Annotated in this window: 10 protein-coding genes and 1 pseudogene; all 11 read right to left on the bottom strand. The window is 61.2% G+C overall.

All coding sequences use genetic code 11. The annotated features are described in order from the left end of the window. Nucleotide 1: 1 nt before the first annotated feature. The gene (gene gspF, locus KGB20_RS17405; protein ID WP_150811953.1) at nt 2-1,207 is read right to left on the bottom strand and encodes a type II secretion system inner membrane protein GspF; all 1,206 of its coding nucleotides are present in this window, start codon (nt 1,205-1,207) and stop codon (nt 2-4) included. A gap of 3 nt (nt 1,208-1,210) precedes the next feature. Then, a pseudogene (gene gspE / locus KGB20_RS17400) lies at nt 1,211-2,683 on the bottom strand (type II secretion system ATPase GspE). A 4-nt stretch (nt 2,684-2,687) separates the two neighbouring features. Then, nucleotides 2,688-4,607 (bottom strand): type II secretion system secretin GspD, encoded by a 1,920-nt coding sequence (gspD, locus tag KGB20_RS17395; RefSeq protein ID WP_154910321.1) that lies wholly within the window; start codon nt 4,605-4,607, stop codon nt 2,688-2,690. Nucleotides 4,608-4,615: 8 nt separating this feature from the next. Further along, entirely contained in the window at nt 4,616-5,158 is a 543-nt protein-coding gene (locus KGB20_RS17390; RefSeq protein ID WP_154910320.1) for a hypothetical protein, read from the bottom strand. Between the two features lie 4 nt (nt 5,159-5,162). Beyond that, the gene (locus tag KGB20_RS17385; RefSeq protein ID WP_154910319.1) at nt 5,163-5,711 is read right to left on the bottom strand and encodes a cytochrome b; all 549 of its coding nucleotides are present in this window, start codon (nt 5,709-5,711) and stop codon (nt 5,163-5,165) included. Between the two features lie 77 nt (nt 5,712-5,788). Then, nucleotides 5,789-7,255, bottom strand: coding sequence for an N-acetylglucosamine-binding protein GbpA (gene gbpA / locus KGB20_RS17380; RefSeq protein ID WP_154910318.1), 1,467 nt, complete (start codon nt 7,253-7,255; stop codon nt 5,789-5,791). 290 nt (nt 7,256-7,545) lie between these two features. Beyond that, on the bottom strand, nt 7,546-8,613 hold the full coding sequence (gene hemE, locus KGB20_RS17375) for a uroporphyrinogen decarboxylase (RefSeq protein WP_057712346.1): 1,068 nt from the start codon (nt 8,611-8,613) through the stop codon (nt 7,546-7,548). Nucleotides 8,614-8,866: 253 nt separating this feature from the next. Next, the gene (locus KGB20_RS17370; RefSeq protein WP_007997363.1) at nt 8,867-10,285 is read right to left on the bottom strand and encodes an FAD-dependent oxidoreductase; all 1,419 of its coding nucleotides are present in this window, start codon (nt 10,283-10,285) and stop codon (nt 8,867-8,869) included. A gap of 32 nt (nt 10,286-10,317) precedes the next feature. Continuing rightward, nucleotides 10,318-14,763, bottom strand: a complete 4,446-nt coding sequence (gltB, locus tag KGB20_RS17365) for a glutamate synthase large subunit (protein ID WP_090452683.1) — start codon at nt 14,761-14,763, stop codon at nt 10,318-10,320. Between the two features lie 349 nt (nt 14,764-15,112). Then, on the bottom strand, nt 15,113-16,714 hold the full coding sequence (locus tag KGB20_RS17360) for an AAA family ATPase (RefSeq protein ID WP_090452681.1): 1,602 nt from the start codon (nt 16,712-16,714) through the stop codon (nt 15,113-15,115). A 10-nt stretch (nt 16,715-16,724) separates the two neighbouring features. After that, complete coding sequence (aroB, locus tag KGB20_RS17355; protein WP_057712349.1) at nt 16,725-17,825, bottom strand: 3-dehydroquinate synthase; 1,101 nt, start codon at nt 17,823-17,825, stop codon at nt 16,725-16,727. Between the last annotated feature and the right edge of the window lie 58 nt (nt 17,826-17,883).

Genomic DNA, 17,883 nt, shown 5'->3' with positions numbered 1-17,883 from the left:
ATCAATTCACCAATTGGTTGAGGCTGAGAATCGGGAGCAGGATGGCCATGACGATCAGCAGCACGACGCCGCCCATCAACACCAGCATGGCCGGCTCGAAGAGGCCCACCACCAGCGCAATGCGCGCGGCGAGGCTGTTTTCCTGTTGTTCGGCGGCCCGGGCCAGCATGCGGTCGAGTTCGCCGGCACGTTCGCCGCTGGCGATCATGTGCAGCATCATCGGCGGGATGTCACCGCTCAGCTCCAGGCCACGGGTGAGCGTTGCGCCTTCGCGGACCGAGCGGGCGACATCGACCATCCGCGCGCGGATGGTCAGGTTGCCGATGACCGCGGCAGCAATTTCCAGGGCGTCCACCAACGGCACGGCACTTTTGCCGAGGATTGCCAGGGTGCTGGCAAACCGTGCGGCTTCCATGGCACGCAGCACTTCACCGAGGACTGGCGCATTCAGCACCCAACGATGCCAGCGCAGACGCCACTGCGGCTGCTGCCAGCTCCAGCGCCACAGGCCGAACAGCGTCGCCAGCACGCTCATCAACAACAGGAAATGGTTGCGCAGGCCGTTGCTCACGCCAATCAGCGCCCGGGTCAGCCAGGGCAACGGCTGTCCGCTGTCGACGAAGATCTTCACCACATCCGGTACCACATAACCAAGCAGAAAACCGACGATTGCCAGGCTGGCCAACATCAGGATCAACGGGTACACCAGGGCCATCTGGATCTTTTGCCGCGAGGCCTGGCGGGCCTGGGTGTAGGCCGCCAGTTGCTCCAGCACATGGCCCAGATGCCCCGAGCGTTCCCCGGCGGCCACGGTGGCGCGAAACAACTCGGGGAAGGCCCTGGGAAACTGCCCCAATGCCGAGGCCAGTGCGTGGCCTTCCATCACCCGGCTCCTGACCGCCCAGAGCAAGCTCGCAACCTTGCGCTTCGAGCTCTGCTTCGCCACCGCATCGAGCGCTTCCTCCAGGGGCAGTCCGGCCTGAACCAGCGTTGACAGTTGCAACGTCAACAACGCCAGATCAGCAGCACTCAGGCGTCCACCTCGCGACTGCTGACCCGCACCGCCGCCCCTGACCTCGGTCAAGACACGCGGCCACAAACCACGTTCACGCAACAACTGTCGCCCATGGCGGGGCCCATCGGCCTCCAGCCGTCCCTTGCAGGATCGTCCCTGGGCATCGCGGGCGCGGTAGTCGAAGGTCGGCACCGGTCAGTTCTCCTGGGTCACACGCAGCAACTCATCGAGACTGGTCAATCCTTCCAGCACCCGCTGGCGCCCGTCCTGGAACAGGCTGCGCGAGACCTTGCGCGTTTCGTCGACGAGGATTTGCTCGCTGGCGCCCTGATGGATCAACGCCGAGACGGCGGGTGTGACGCTGATCAGTTCATAAATCCCGATGCGTCCGCGTTAACCGTGCTGGCACTGTTCACAGCCCGAGGCCTTGAACAGGGTGTGCGGCGTGCTCGTGTCGAGCCCAAGACGCTGGCAGGCCGCCGCATCGGCGAGGTACGAAACCTTGCAATGGGGGCACAAGGTGCGCAACAGACGCTGGGCCAGAACGCCCACCAGCGAGGACGCCAGCAGATAGGCATCGACGCCCATGTCTACCAGCCGCGTGACCGCGCCGGCCGCGCTGTTGGTGTGCAAGGTCGAGAGCACCAGATGCCCGGTCAAGGACGCCTGGACAGCGATTTCGGCTGTTTCGCGGTCACGGATTTCGCCAACCATCACCACGTCCGGGTCCTGGCGCAAGATCGCCCGCAGGCCCCGGGCGAAGGTCATGTCGACCTTCGGATTGACCGGCATCTGGCCGACACCCGGCAGGTGGTATTCGATCGGGTCTTCGACCGTCAGGATGTTGCGGGTCTGGTCGTTCAGGCTGCTCAGGGCGGCGTACAGGCTGGTGGTCTTGCCGGAACCGGTCGGCCCGGTCACCAGCACAATACCGTGGGGCTTGCCCAACAGATGGCGCAGGGCCGCGAGGATATCGTCCGGCATGCCCAGCCGGTGCAGATCCAGGCGCCCGGCCTGCTTGTCGAGCAAACGCAGTACCACCCGTTCGCCGTGGGCCGAAGGCAGCGTCGAGACCCGCACATCGACTTCATGCCCGGCCAGGCGCAAGGCCATTCGCCCATCCTGGGGTACGCGTTTTTCCGCGATGTCCAGGCGCGCCATGACCTTGATCCGCGACACCAGCAGTGTCGCCAGTTCGCGCTTGGGCCTGAGCATTTCACGCAGTTGGCCATCCACCCGCATACGCACCGACAGGTACTGTTCGAAGGTTTCCAGGTGCACATCCGAGGCATGCTCACGCACCGCTTCACCGAGCAGCGCGTTGATCAGGCGAATGATCGGCGCGTCGCCCTGTTGCTCCAGCAGGTCGGCGGTTTGCGGAACCTGATCGACCAGGCTGAGCAAGTCCAGTTCTTCGTCCAGCCCTTGGGCAACTTGCTCCACCGCACTGCGCCCCTCGCGATAGGCCGCCGCCAGGCGCGAGGCGTACTCATCGGCCCCGACGATTTGAAATGGCAACGCCCGTCCGCACACCCGGCGCGCTTCCGCCAATGCGGTGAGCGGCGCATCACTACGCAGGGCAAGGCGCAGGGCGTCGCCGTCATGCTCCAGCAACACGCCAAAACGCCGGGCGAAGCCGAAGGGCAATTGCTCGCAGAGTTCGCTCATGGATTCACTGCGCCTTGCCGCGCAAATCGAATATTGGCGCGTCGGTGGCCGGTTCGAACAACCCGCGCGCCTCGGATGGCAGCAACAACGAGTTGTTTTCCCCTGCCCCTGATTTGCTCAAGTCACGCAGCGCGTTGTAACGCTGCTGGCTGACCTGGGACAGGTCTTCCTTGCTGCGCACGATGGTCGGGCGCAAGAACACCATCAGGTTGCTTTTGGTCTGGGTGTCGCGGCTCCAGCGGAAGATCGCGCCGAGGTAGGGAATGTCCCGCAACAGCGGCACGCCGCTTTTCTGGGTACGCACGCTGTCCCTGATCAGGCCGCCGATCACGATGATTTCGCCATCGTCGGCGAGGATGGTGCTCTTGAGCGCTCGCTTGTTGGTGATCAGGTCCGAGGAATCAATGCCCGACACCGAAGGCGCGATGTCCGACACCTCCTGCTCGACCTCCAGGCGTAACGTCGAGCCTTCGTTGATGTAAGGCTTGATCTTCAGGCTGATGCCGACGTCCTTGCGCTCGACGGTGGTGAACGGATTCTCCGCGCCGTTGCTGTTGGTGGCATAGGAGCCGGTCTTGAACGGCACGTTTTGGCCGACGATGATTTCGGCTTCCTGATTGTCCAGGGTCAACAGGCTTGGCGTGGACAGCAGGTTGCTGTGGGTGTTGCTGGCCAGGGCCGAAACCAGCGCACCGAAGCGGTCGCCGCCCAGTTGCAGGATCGCCCCTTCCGGCGCCGATCTTTTCTCGTCGAACTTCAGCCCGCCGATGATCGGAATGTCGGTGCCGGGAAAGTTGATGAAGCCCTTGGCGTCACCCGTGTTGAGGTTCCACTGCACGCCGACGGCCTCGGCGATGTCGCCGGAGATTTCGACGATGGCGGCATGGATCAACACCTGGGCCCGTGGCTGGTCCAGCTGACGCACGATGTTTTCGATGGTCCGCACCTGCGCGGGTTCGGCGATCAGCACCAGCGCGTTCTGGCTTTCGTCGGCCTTGATCATGAAGCTTGCACCGCCAGACGTGTCCTTGGCGCTGCCGACGACGGAAGTCTGCTTTCTGCCCTGCCCCATCGACTCCAGAATCTCGGCCAACTGCTTGGCATCGCTGTGACGCAGGCGAATCACCCGGGCATTGTCGAGGGTCGTGGTGGCCGGCGTATCGAGACCTCGGGCCAGCTCGATCAAGCGCTGGCGGACGACCGGCGGACCGATGAAAATCAGGCGATTGGTCCTGGTGTCGGCCAGCACCTGTATGGCTGACTCGGCATTGCGCTTGCCCATGGTGGCCTCGATTACCGGCGCGACATCGCCCGCCTGGGCATGCTTGAGCTGAACCACCGCATGCAGGTTGTTCTGACCGGAATCCAGCTCACGGATCACCCGGGCGATGCGCTTAACATTGGCAGCCGTATCGGTCAGTACCAACGCGTTGGCCGACACCGAGGGGCCAACATAACCATTGGCAGAGACCAATGGCCGCACCAACCCGGCAATATCGGTGGCGCTACCGGTGTTCAAGCCGATGACTTCGGTTACGAACTGCGACGCCGTGGTGGTTTTTACCGTGCCCTGGCCGGCCCGTGTCCTGGCCTCGGCAACCGGGGTGATGAGAATCCGGTCGCCCTCATCGATCACTGTGAAGTTATGGGCATCGAGCACCGAATAGAACAACCGGCGCACCCCTTCACGATCGAGGGCCTGCCGGGACATGACGGTGATTCGACCGGAGACTTTGGGGTCCAGTACCACGGTGGTCCCCAGAATGTTGGAGATCTCTTCGACGATGTCGCGCAGCTCTGCGTTGTTCATCGCCAGTTGCCATTTTTCTTCCTCGGCCTGAAGTGTGCCGTGGGAAAGCGTTAGCGCCATGGCGACGAAAAAAAGCACCGGTCGCAGTGCTTGTGCACCGAGAAAGCTATTCATGAAGTTGATCACTCTGTCGGCCCGGCAAGCGGGCTAAAAAAACGCGGAGAAACGTTCGGCACTTGCGGCTTGCCGTGGGGGGCGAGCCGTTGCAGGAAACCCGTGACGGGAGGCTGGAGCGTCAACAATGCCTCTCGGCCCTTGCTCCACAACACCGCGTGATCGGGCTCAACGCGACGCAAGATGCTGCCACCGGGCAAGCGCTCGCCGACCTGGTAGATGCGCGCGCCTTGCGAGTCTGCCAGCAACACCCGGGACAAGCCGTGAGTGACGACGAAGCTTGCCTTCAAGGTCAGCGGTTCCGCGCTCGGCAGCAATTCGGCACCCGTCGTCAGACCGAGCACCGTTGCAACCGCCGTTGCGTCGAGCGCTTGACGGGGTACGGGAGCGGTTCGCGAGGTTTCGACCGGTGCTGGCAGCACCAACTGTTCGCGATAGCGCCACTCCTGCCAGCCCAGGAACGCCCCATAGGCCAGCGGCACAACCAGCAGGCTCGCCTTGCTCAAAAGCAAGGCAAGTCCGGTCAAGCGTTCGCGCGAAAACATCACCATGGCCTCACTCAAGTCGCCCGGACCCAGGCTTGCCACACAGGCGCAAAGACATCCGTCGCAGCACCCGGTGGTTGCAGGCCTCATGCACGATGACGGCGCCGATGTGCGCGACCAGCAGCAGCGACAGCACCACACATACCCACGTGTGAACCGTGACGAACAGAGCGATCAGTTGTGGATCGCTTAACGGCTGATCGATCTCGATCACCCCGAATACATCGATCGGGCGATCCATCATCAACACGCCGGTCACCAGAACGGCACCGACGAAGAGGTAAATCAATGCGTGGGCAAACAATGCGAGCACTTCGACAAGCGACAACGACTTCATGCCCGAAAAACGGGTATGAGTGAAAAACAGAAACAGGCGCCACAGGTAAAACGGTATGAACACTGTCGTCAGCGAAACATTGAAGAACGCAACCGACTCCTTGATGTGCGCTGACACCTCGAAACCGGCCACAAGAAAACCAGACAGCAAGGTCCACAGGATCACCGCGGCAGACAACCAATGCAGCAGCACGCGCTGTCTGGAATAACCCGAAACAGTCATTTTCAACTCGATCAACGTCAGAAGAATAAAGCTTCAGGCGATCGGCTACCGATCGCCTGAAGTGCTACAAGGGGGACTTACAACTTGTTCCACGCCATGTGCCAGTGAGCACCGACACCTGGTTCAAAACCGTTGGCTGTGGGGCTGTACTGCTTGCAGTAACCCGACTCGGGGAATGGCTTGCACTCAAAGACTTCGTTGGTCTTCGGTTGCAGAACCTTGGTACCGGCGGTGTAGTCGCCGAGGCCTTCAGGGAACACGAAATCGTATTCGACGCCGGCACCTTCGCCAGTCAGTTGGGTGGTCTGGGTGTCCTGACGGGTGGTGCGGCCATCCAGGGTGGTGCCGACCAGGGTCAGGGTGTGCGCACCCGGGTTGCTGCGTACATCCATGGACAGCCAGGTGGAGCCGCTGGCCACTTGTGCCGACGTGGTGCCTACCGGCTTGTTGTTCTGGTCGAGCAAGGTCGCTTCGACGTTCATCGGACGGTTCGAGGTCATGCTGAACTCGACCTTGGCCCGGCCTTTATCCAGAACGTATTCGGCTTGCTGCGAGGCCACCGACATGCGCGCAGCGGCGTCGTCCTTCATGTCCAGCTGCACTTCGTAGCGGACTACCCCGCTTTCTTTTTGTGCGTAAAGGCTGTTGGCGCCTTTGACCGGCTCGACATTACCGCTCTCGTCACGGATACCGGCGCGAACGAGGGTGTGGGTCTGGTTGATTTTTTCTGCCAGCTTGAACGACCAGTTTTGCGGCGACCCTTCTTCAGCGTTGTCGATGCTGATTTCGACGCTATAGTCCGGGCTCTCGCCATTGGCGGAGAACGCGCGGGCCTTGACCTTGTCGCCCACCAGCAACGCGGCTGATGGTGCAATGCTGCCCACTGAGGACCAGCCACCCGGCAGATCCGGTTCGGCCAGGATGTTCACGTCTGCCGCGTTGTAAAACGCTGCATCGGTGTCACCGACAGTCCAGATGGCCAGGACGACGTGATGGCCGGACTTGTCTGCCGGTAGGGTGCAGTTGTGCTTGTCACTGGACTCGGGACGCTGATTGCCGCCGTCGACGGTGCAGAACGGCGTGCTTTCAAAGGTGGCGCGCTTGAGCGACTCATTCGGGTTCCAGCCGTTGCGGGTAATGAAATACTCGTGCTTGGTGGCTGGGTGAACCGCGGTGTAACGCCATTGGAAATCGATGTTGCGGTCCTTGATTTCCGTCAGGTGCCAACGGGTGGCGGACTGCGCATCCATGGCAGAGAACAGCGAGTGACCACCGCTGGCGATCTTGCCATCGACCGGTCCCTGCAAGGGAGCACCGCCGACGCCGGCCGGAAAGCCTTTGAAGGTTTCACCAACACTCTGCGGCTCGTACTGGGCGCCACCGCAGTTGGTGTTCAAGCCTTTCTGGCAAGCCAGCGCGCGCGAAGGCGGCACTTCCAGATAGCCATGGGCGGAAACGGTTTGAGAGGCCAGCATTGCCGATAACAGGATCATCGATGAAGTGCAGGCGGTTAATGCACTTCTCTTTTCAAACTTGATTTTCATGATGTATTCCAGACTGCTTATCGAAAACAGGGCGCCTTGTGGGCGCCCCTGTTCACTTCGTGATTGTTCGGCGATACGCCGGACAAGGGCCTGGAACCTTACGGGGGTGGAAGAAAATTCTATGTAGGAGTAATCGCCGAACGAGGCAGGAACAGTCTCTCCATTCCTCGATCCGACAAAGAAAGAAAACATTCTTACAACAAGTGATGCTTTATCGATTGAGCTTTTGAACGGCACAAAAAAACCTGTCCGGCACGAGGCGGGACAGGCTTTGTCGAAACGGGCAATCGCTATTCGTGATACTGCGCCGACAACTCATGCACCGCGCGCAGGAAGGCGCCAGCGTGTTCCGGATCGACTTCCGGCGTGATGCCATGGCCGAGGTTGAACACATGGCCGCTGCCCTTGCCGTAGCTGGCCAGAATACGCCCGACTTCCGCGCGGATGGCTTCCGGCTTGGCGTAGAGCACGGTCGGGTCCATGTTGCCTTGCAGTGCGACCTTGTCGCCGACACGGGCGCGGGCGCTGCCGATGTCGCAGGTCCAGTCCAGGCCCAGTGCATCAGCACCAGCGTCGGCGATGCTTTCCAGCCACAGACCGCCGCTCTTGGTGAACAGGATCACCGGCACCTTGCGGCCTTCGTGCTCGCGGATCAGGCCGCTGACGATTTTCTTCATGTAGGCCAGGGAGAACTCCTGGTACGCCGCCGCCGAGAGGGCGCCGCCCCAGCTGTCGAAGATCTGCACCGCTTGCGCACCGGCCATGATCTGGCCGTTGAGGTAGCTGGTGACCGTCTGCGCGAGCTTGTCCAGCAGCAGGTGCAGGGCTTGCGGATTGTCGTAGAGCATGGTTTTAGTCTTGCGGTAGTCTTTCGACGAACCGCCTTCGACCATGTAGGTGGCCAGTGTCCATGGGCTGCCGGAGAAGCCGATCAGCGGCACACGGCCGTTCAGTTCGCGGCGGATGGTGCTGACCGCGTCCATCACATAGCCCAGGTCTTTGTGCGGATCAGGAATCGGCAGGGCCTCGATGTCGGCCAGGGTGCTGACGACTTTCTTGAAGCGCGGACCTTCACCGGTTTCGAAGTACAGGCCTTGGCCCATGGCATCGGGGATGGTCAGGATGTCGGAGAAGAGAATCGCCGCGTCCAGTTGTGGATAGCGGTCGAGCGGCTGCATCGTGACTTCGCAAGCGAACGCCGGGTTCATGCACAGGCTCATGAAATCACCGGCCTTGGCACGGCTGGCGCGGTATTCAGGCAGGTAGCGACCGGCCTGACGCATCATCCACACGGGGGTGACGTCTACGGGTTGCTTGAGCAGGGCGCGCAGGAAACGGTCGTTCTTCAGGGCAGTCATGTCGGCATCCGGAAAAAAAGTGAGGGCATTTTCTCAGAGCGCGACGCAAAAGGCACGGATGCAGGTCAGCCTTTTGTCTATCAGGTCAATTTGTCGCAATGTAAACGCGGTTTTCGCAATACCACGAAACAACTGTGGGAGCGGGCTTGCTCGCGAATGCGGTGTGTCAGGCAACAAAACTGTCGACTGACACTCCCTCTTCGCGAGCAAGCCCGCTCCCACATTTGGACTGCATTCCATTTCTGGAAAGTGGTTACACGCCCAGATAATCCAGGATCCCTTCAGCCGCATTGCGGCCTTCGAAGATCGCCGTCACCACCAGGTCAGAACCGCGAACCATATCGCCACCGGCAAAGATCTTCGGATTGCTGGTCTGGTGCTTGTACTGACCTTGCTCAGGCGCCACCACGCGGCCCTGGCTGTCGGTCTGGATTTCGAACTGTTCGAACCACGGTGCCGGGCTCGGACGGAAACCGAAGGCGATAACCACGGCGTCGGCCGGGATGATCTCTTCGGAGCCCGGGATCGGCTCGGGGCTGCGACGGCCACGGGCATCCGGCTCGCCGAGACGGGTCTCGACCACCTTCACGCCTTCGACCTTGTCTTCACCGACAATGGCGATCGGCTGGCGGTTGTAGAGGAACTTCACGCCTTCTTCCTTGGCGTTCTTCACCTCTTTGCGCGAGCCCGGCATGTTCGCTTCGTCACGACGATAGGCGCAGGTCACCGACTTGGCGCCCTGGCGGATCGACGTACGGTTGCAGTCCATCGCCGTGTCGCCGCCGCCGAGTACCACAACCTTCTTGCCTTTCATGTCGACGAAATCTTCCGGCGACTTTTCAAAGCCAAGGTTGCGGTTGACGTTGGCGATCAGGAAGTCCAGGGCGTCGTACACGCCCGGCAGGTCTTCACCGGCAAAACCGCCCTTCATGTAGGTGTAGGTGCCCATGCCCATGAATACGGCATCGTATTCTTCGAGCAGTTGCTCCATGGTCACGTCCTTGCCCACCTCGGTGTTGAGGCGGAACTCGATGCCCATGCCGCTGAAAACTTCGCGACGATTGCTCAGCACGGTCTTTTCCAGCTTGAACTCGGGGATACCGAAGGTCAGCAGACCGCCGATTTCCGGGTTCTTGTCGAACACCACCGGGGTCACGCCACCGCGCACCAGCACGTCGGCACAACCCAGGCCCGCCGGGCCCGCACCGATGATCGCGACACGCTTGCCGGTCGGCTTGACCTTGGACATGTCCGGGCGCCAGCCCATGGCGAACGCGGTGTCGGTGATGTACTTCTCCACCGAACCGATGGTCACCGCGCCGAAGCCGTCGTTGAGGGTGCAGGCACCCTCGCACAGACGGTCCTGCGGGCACACCCGGCCGCAGACTTCCGGCAGGGTGTTGGTCTGGTGCGACAGCTCGGCGGCCTGGAGGATGTTGCCCTCGGCCACCAGTTTCAGCCAGTTGGGAATGAAGTTGTGCACCGGGCACTTCCATTCGCAATACGGGTTACCGCAACCCAGGCAGCGGTGGGCCTGGTCGGCCGACTGCTGGGGTTTGAAGGGTTCGTAGATTTCCACGAACTCTTTCTTGCGTTGACGCAACAGTTTCTTCTTCGGATCCTTGCGCCCGACCTCGATGAACTGGAAGTCATTATTCAGACGTTCAGCCATTTTAAAACCTCATCAAACTCTTCAGGCGCATATCACTGCGGGTTGGCACGGGTGCTGGAAAGCAACGTTTTCAAGCTGGCAGCCTTCGGCTTGACCAACCAGAAACGGCGCAGGTAATCATCGAGGTTCTCGGCGAGTTCACGACCCCACTCGCTGTCGGTTTCCTCGACGTACTCGTTCAGCACGCGTTGCAGGTGGCTACGGTAGGCTTCCATCGCCTCGCCGCTGATCCGCTGGATTTCCACCAGTTCGTGGTTGACCCGGTCAACGAAGGTGTTGTCCTGGTCGAGCACGTAGGCGAAACCGCCGGTCATGCCAGAGCCGAAGTTGTAACCGGTCTTGCCCAGTACGCAGACGAAACCACCGGTCATGTACTCGCAGCAGTGATCGCCAGTGCCTTCCACGACGGTGTGGGCACCGGAGTTACGCACGGCGAAACGCTCGCCCGCGGTGCCGGCGGCAAACAGCTTGCCGCCAGTGGCGCCGTACAGGCAGGTGTTGCCAATGATGGCACTGTCCTGAGTGCGGTAGACACTGCCCTTCGGCGGAACGATCACCAGCTTGCCGCCGGTCATGCCCTTGCCGACGTAGTCGTTGGCATCGCCTTCGAGGTACATGTGCAGGCCGCCGGCGTTCCACACGCCGAAGCTCTGCCCGGCCGTGCCTTTGAAGCGGAACGTGACCGGCGCGTTGGCCATGCCCTGGTTACCGTGCTTGCGCGCGATTTCGCCGGAGATCCGCGCGCCGATGGAACGGTCGCAGTTGCAGATATCCAGGTCGAATTCGGCGCCGCTCAGGTCGTTGATCGCCGAAGTGGCCATGTCGACCATTTTCTCGGCCAGCAGGCCCTTGTCGAACGGCGGGTTGCGTTCAACGCCACAGAACTGCGGCTTGTCCGCCGGCACGTGGTCGCTGCCCAGCAATGGAGTCAGGTCCAGGTGATGCTGCTTGGCGGTCTGGCCTTCGAGGACTTCCAGCAGATCGGTACGGCCGATCAGTTCTTCGAGGGAACGCACGCCCAGCTTGGCCAGCCACTCACGGGTTTCTTCGGCGACGTAGGTGAAGAAATTCACCACCATGTCGACGGTACCGATGTAGTGATCCTTGCGCAGCTTCTCGTTCTGGGTCGCGACGCCGGTGGCGCAGTTGTTCAGGTGGCAGATGCGCAGGTATTTGCAGCCCAGGGCGATCATTGGCGCAGTGCCGAAGCCGAAGCTTTCAGCGCCGAGGATTGCCGCCTTGATCACGTCGAGGCCGGTTTTCAGGCCGCCGTCGGTTTGTACCCGGACTTTGCCGCGCAGGTCGTTGCCACGCAGGGTCTGGTGGGTTTCGGCCAGGCCGAGTTCCCACGGAGCGCCCGCGTATTTGATCGAGGTCAGCGGCGATGCACCGGTACCGCCATCGTAACCGGAGATGGTGATCAAGTCCGCGTAGGCCTTGGCCACGCCGGCGGCGATGGTGCCGACGCCCGCTTCCGCTACCAGCTTCACCGAGACCAGCGCCTGCGGGTTGACTTGTTTCAGGTCGAAAATCAGCTGCGACAAGTCTTCGATCGAGTAGATGTCGTGGTGCGGCGGCGGCGAAATCAGGGTCACGCCCGGCACTGCATAACGCAGCTTGGCGATCAGGCCGTTGACCTTGCCGCCTGGCAGTTGACCGCCCTCGCCTGGCTTGGCGCCTTGGGCAACCTTGATCTGCAGTACTTCAGCGTTGACCAGGTATTCCGGGGTTACACCGAAACGACCGGTCGCCACCTGCTTGATTTTCGAGCTCTTGATGGTGCCGTAACGCGCCGGGTCTTCGCCGCCTTCGCCGGAGTTGGAACGCGCACCGAGGCGGTTCATGGCTTCGGCCAGGGCTTCGTGAGCTTCCGGCGACAGGGCGCCCAGGGAGATACCGGCGGAGTCGAAGCGCTTGAGCACCGATTCCAGCGGTTCGATCTCGCTCATATCCAATGGAGTGTCGAGGGTTTTGACTTTCAGCAGGTCGCGGATCATCGACACCGGACGGTTGTCCACCAGCGACGTGTATTCCTTGAACTTGCTGTAGTCGCCCTGCTGCACAGCGGCTTGCAGGGTGTTGACCACGTCCGGGTTGTAGGCGTGGTACTCGCCACCGTGGACGAACTTCAGCAAACCACCCTGCTGGATCGGCTTGCGCGGGCTCCAGGCTTCGGTGGCCAGCGCTTTCTGCTCGGCTTCGATGTCGACGAAACGCGCACCCTTGATGCGGCTCGGCACGCCCTTGAAGCTCAGGTTGCAGACTTCCTCGGACAGGCCGATCGCTTCGAACAGTTGTGCTCCGCGATAGGAGGTGATGGTCGAGATGCCCATCTTCGACAGGATCTTGAGCAGGCCCTTGGTGATGCCTTTACGGTAGTTCTTGAACACCTCGTAGAGGTCGCCCAGCACTTCACCGGTACGGATCAGGTCGCCCAGCACTTCGTAGGCCAGGAACGGATAAACGGCAGAGGCGCCGAAACCGATCAACACGGCGAAGTGGTGCGGATCGCGAGCGGTCGCGGTTTCCACCAGGATGTTGGAGTCGCAACGCAGGCCTTTCTCGGTCAGGCGATGGTGCACGGCGCCGGTAGCCAGGGAAGCGTGGATTGGCAGCTTGCCCGGAGCAATGTGACGGTCACTCAGCACAACCTGGGTGCGACCGGCGCGCACGGCTTCTTCAGCCTGATCGGCCACGTTGCGGATTGCCGCTTCGAGGCCGACGCTTTCGTCGTAGTTGAGGTCGATGATCGCGCGCTCGAAGCCTGGGCGATCGAGGTTCATCAGCGAGCGCCACTTGGCCGGAGAAATGACCGGCGAGCTGAGGATCACGCGCGAGGCGTGTTCCGGCGACTCCTGGAAGATGTTGCGCTCGGCACCGAGGCAGATTTCCAGCGACATGACGATGGCTTCACGCAGCGGGTCGATCGGCGGGTTGGTCACCTGCGCGAACTGCTGGCGGAAATAGTCGTACGGCGTGCGCACGCGCTGGGACAGCACGGCCATCGGCGTGTCGTCGCCCATCGAGCCTACGGCTTCGTAGCCTTGCTCGCCGAGCGGACGCAGCACCTGATCGCGCTCTTCGAACGTGACCTGGTACATCTTCATGTATTGCTTGAGCTGATCGACGTCGTAGAACGCCGAACCGTGGTCGTTGTCTTCCATGGTCGCCTGGATGCGCAGGGCATTCTTGCGCAGCCATTGCTTGTACGGGTGACGGGACTTCAGACGGTTGTCGATCGCATCGGTGTCGAGGATCTGACCGGTTTCGGTGTCCACGGCAAAGATCTGGCCCGGGCCAACGCGGCCCTTGGCGATCACGTCTTCAGGCTGGTAGTTCCAGACGCCGATTTCCGAAGCCAGGGTGATGAAACCGTTCTTGGTGGTGACCCAACGCGCCGGACGCAGACCGTTACGGTCGAGCAGGCACACCGCGTAGCGACCGTCGGTCATTACCACGCCGGCCGGGCCGTCCCACGGTTCCATGTGCATCGAGTTGTATTCGTAGAACGCACGCAGATCCGGGTCCATGGTCTCGACGTTCTGCCACGCAGGCGGAATGATCATCCGCACGCCACGGAACAGGTCGATGCCACCGGTGACCATCAGCTCCAGCATGTTGTCCATGCTCGAGGAGTCGGAACCGACGCGGTTGACCAGCGGGCCGAGTTCTTCCAGGTCCATCAAGTCGTTGGTGAACTTGGTGCGACGAGCCACGGCCCAGTTGCGGTTGCCGGTGATGGTATTGATCTCGCCGTTGTGCGCCAGGAAGCGGAACGGTTGAGCCAGTGGCCATTTCGGCAAGGTGTTGGTGGAGAAGCGCTGGTGGAACACGCAAATCGAGGTTTGCAGGCGCTCATCGCTCAGGTCCGGATAGAAGGCGGTCAAGTCCGCCGGCATCATCAGGCCTTTGTAAATGATGGTCTTGTGGGAAAAGCTGCAGACGTAGTGGTCGGTGTCGGCGGCATTGGCCACGGACGAGCGACGACGGGAGGTGAACAGCTTGACGGCCATGTCCTGATCGCTCAGGCCTTCACCACCGATGAACACTTGCTCGATCTGCGGCAGGCGCTCAAGGGCGAGGCGACCGAGGACGCTGGTGTCGATCGGCACTTTGCGCCAGCCGACCAGTTGCAGACCGGCGGCCAGGATCTCGCGGTTCATGTTCTCGCGAGCGGCTTCGGCCTTGACTGGGTCCTGGTTGAAGAAAACCATGCCCACAGCGTATTGCTTGGGCATTTCGACGCCGAAGGTTTCCTGGGCGATGGCTCGCAGGAACACGTCCGGCTTTTGAATCAGCAGACCGCAACCGTCACCGGTCTTGCCGTCGGCATTAATCCCACCGCGGTGGGTCATGCAGGTCAGGGCCTCGATGGCCGTTTGCAAAAGGGTATGACTGGGCTCGCCCTGCATATGGGCAATCAGGCCGAAACCGCAGTTATCCTTGAATTCATCTGGTTGGTACAGACCTGCTTTCATAGACACTTTCTCACCAGGCTGCTTCTCGCGAAGCAAATTTCTTTTCAATTCAACCACTTACCAACCGCGCCGAACGTACGCCGGCTTTGCGGGGGCAAAAGGGAGGTCATTGTACACACCGACACAGAGGCTCACAAATTTGACGACGAAATGTCGCAAATCTATGTCGCATTTGTGAAAGGTTTAAAGCGATCTGCTGTGCTAGTCAAAACTTTTTTTAATTCTGACCGCAACGACTCAAAGACTACTGTGACGCAGACACCACAAGGCACGCAGCCCGGAAGGTTGCGCGCACTTGTAGAAATTTTGAGGTGCTTGGAGAGGCGGCCTGGGTAAGGCCGCCGAATCTTCAGCGAGTTGTTGCCAGTTCCTGTTGGACGCTGGCGACAGTGCGAGGCCAAGGTTTACCAGCCTGAACCTTCGCTGGCAAGGCCTTGATGGCGGAAACGGCTGCATCACGATTGGCGAAGTTGCCGTAGGTGATCACGTAGAGCGGCTTGCCATTGAGGACTTTCTTGAAATAACGGTACTCGCCGCCCTGCTCCTTGACGAAGCTTTGTGCGGCGGTTTCGGAGCTGGTGCCGAGGATTTGCACTACATAGTTACCCGGTGCCTGTCCGGCGTACCAGGTGCCGCCAGCGGCCTTGGCCGCCGGAGCCGGTTTCTCGGCAGGCTTGGCCGCCGCAGCAACGGCTGGCTTGGCTGGCGCTGGTGCAGGCTTGGCCACTGGAGCAGGCGCTGGTACAGGCGCTGGCTTGGCGGTGGCGACCTGAGTCGGCGCAGGCGTCGGCTTGGCCGCTGGTGTCGGCGCAGGGCCGGCAGGAACGCCCACAGGCGGCGCAGTGGTGGTCACGGTCGGCGGAGTGGCGCTGGAGCCTTCAACCGGCACCCCGTCGTCACCTTCGGTAATGCCACCTGCCGCTTCAGCCAGCGGACCGCGCATCACCGGTTGCGAGTTACCGACCAACGGCAATGGCATCGGCTGCGTGTTGCCAGCGAATTCTACGGCCGGAGCGCCGCCATTCGCTGTTGGCTGACCCTGGCCAAGCGGCAGTTGCGCCTGTTCATTGGCCGGCGCACCGGTGGTCGGTGCCTTGTTGCGACCTGGAATCAACCAGGCGGCAGCTACCGCGACCACGACCACGGCGGAAATCGCCAACACGTGTTTCTTCGGCATATTGAACCCCATTTTTGGACGCTTGACCGCTGAGCGGCTGGCGATCATGGCTTCGATCATTGCATCGCGGGCGACCTGATTGATGCTGCCAGGCCAACCTTCGGAGCTTTCGTGAATATCAGAGATCTGATCCGCGGTGAAAAGTTCGATACCGCGACCAGCGCCTTCGAGCCGCTGCTCCAGATATTCGCGGGTTTCCTCTTCGGTGTAGGGCTGTAACTCGATGACGTGGAAACGCTCTTCCTCGAGATGCAAAGCCTCAAGCTGAGCAATCAGCGAGGTCTCACCGAACAGGAACACATGCGGGCGGCCTTCCGGCGCACCGGCAGCCAGGACCATCAGAGCCTCAAGGGCGGACTCGTCGAGTTGTTCGGCGTCATCGACCAGCAGATAGACTTCCTGCCCGGTCAGTGCAAGCTGCACCACCTGGGCCAGAATAGCGTCGGCATCAGCCTGGCCGACGTTCAACGCCTGGGCCACCTGACGCAATACCCCGGCCGCATCGCCGGCACCGCGGGCAGAAACCACCACGCTTTGTACCGATTGCTTGTTGGTGCTGGCGACCAGAGCCTGACGCAACAGGGTCTTGCCACTGCCTTCTGGGCCAGTGACCACCAGCAGCAACTGACTGTAACGGGCCAGGTGATGCAGTTGTCCCAGCACGGGTTTGCGCTGGGCCGGGAAAAATTTGAAGCCAGGCACCCGTGGAGCAAAAGGGTCATGACTCAACTGGTAATGGCCGAGGAAGGCCTCGTCGGCATGCAAACTAGTCATTGTGTTCTTATTAACCTTTAAGCTGAGCCAGGGCGCGGTAGTCTGCCCCCAGCGTGGCCTGTAGAACCTCTTTCGGATAATCGTCGGTCACCACCGCTTCACCCATGTGGCGCAGCAGCACCAGGCGTAAACGACCGTCGATCACTTTTTTGTCAATGGACATATGTTCGAGGAAATCGGCTTCTGTCATTTCTTCTGGCGGAACGACCGGCAGCCCCGCACGCTGGAACAGACGAATGCCGCGATCGCGTTCCTGCTCGCTGATCCAGCCGAGGCGCGCGGACATTTCCAGCGCCATTACGGTGCCAGCAGCCACTGCCTCACCATGAAGCCACACACCATAGCCCATGTGGGTTTCAATGGCGTGGCCAAAAGTGTGGCCTAGGTTCAGGGTGGCACGAACGCCTGTCTCTTTCTCATCGGCACCGACCACTGCCGCCTTGGCCGCACAGGAACGCTCGATGGCATAGGTCAGGGCTTGCTGGTCCAGATTGCGCAGGCGATCGACATTGTCTTCGAGCCAGGTCAGGAACGGCTCATCACAGATCAGCCCGTACTTGATGACTTCGGCCAGCCCGGCGGACAGCTCGCGCGCCGGCAGGGTATTGAGGCTGGCGGTATCGATCAGCACCACGTTCGGCTGATAGAAGGCGCCGACCATGTTCTTGCCCAGCGGATGGTTGATCCCGGTCTTGCCGCCCACCGAGGAGTCGACCTGCGACAGCAGCGTGGTCGGAACCTGGATGAAATCGACGCCGCGCTGGTAGCAGGCGGCGGCAAAGCCGGCCATATCACCGATCACACCGCCGCCAAGGGCGATCACCGTGGTGCGGCGGTCATGCCGGGCGGTCAGCAGACCGTCGAAAATCAGTTGCAGGGTTTCCCAGGTCTTGAAGGCTTCGCCGTCGGGCAGTACCACGGAAATCACCGAGAACTGCGCCAGGCTGCGGGTCAGACGCTCGAGATAGAGCGGCGCAACAGTCTCGTTGGAGATGATCGCTACTTGCCGTCCGCGAATGTGCGGGGCCAGCAGCTCGGGCTGATCCAACAAACCTTCGCCAATATGAATCGGGTAGCTGCGCTCGCCTAGATCGACCTTGAGTGTCTGCATGTGTCCCCACAGTGAAGATGGAATCAGGCGTACTGCCTTGAGTTAACGAATATCCACG

Origin of the sequence: Pseudomonas sp. BF-R-30 (assembly GCF_019956175.1) — a bacterium.
GTDB lineage: Bacteria > Pseudomonadota > Gammaproteobacteria > Pseudomonadales > Pseudomonadaceae > Aquipseudomonas > Aquipseudomonas jessenii.
The sequence above is the reverse complement of the archived record's forward strand: the minus strand, read 5'-3'. Positions and strand labels throughout refer to the sequence as shown.

Coding starts and splice junctions, on each gene's coding strand:
- gspD (WP_154910321.1), bottom strand. CDS start 4,607: ATGAATAGCTTTCTCGGTGCACAAGCACTGCGACCGGTGCTTTTTTTC.
- KGB20_RS17390 (WP_154910320.1), bottom strand. CDS start 5,158: ATGGTGATGTTTTCGCGCGAACGCTTGACCGGACTTGCCTTGCTTTTG.
- KGB20_RS17385 (WP_154910319.1), bottom strand. CDS start 5,711: ATGACTGTTTCGGGTTATTCCAGACAGCGCGTGCTGCTGCATTGGTTG.
- gbpA (WP_154910318.1), bottom strand. CDS start 7,255: ATGAAAATCAAGTTTGAAAAGAGAAGTGCATTAACCGCCTGCACTTCA.
- hemE (WP_057712346.1), bottom strand. CDS start 8,613: ATGACTGCCCTGAAGAACGACCGTTTCCTGCGCGCCCTGCTCAAGCAA.
- KGB20_RS17370 (WP_007997363.1), bottom strand. CDS start 10,285: ATGGCTGAACGTCTGAATAATGACTTCCAGTTCATCGAGGTCGGGCGC.
- gltB (WP_090452683.1), bottom strand. CDS start 14,763: ATGAAAGCAGGTCTGTACCAACCAGATGAATTCAAGGATAACTGCGGT.
- KGB20_RS17360 (WP_090452681.1), bottom strand. CDS start 16,714: ATGACTAGTTTGCATGCCGACGAGGCCTTCCTCGGCCATTACCAGTTG.
- aroB (WP_057712349.1), bottom strand. CDS start 17,825: ATGCAGACACTCAAGGTCGATCTAGGCGAGCGCAGCTACCCGATTCAT.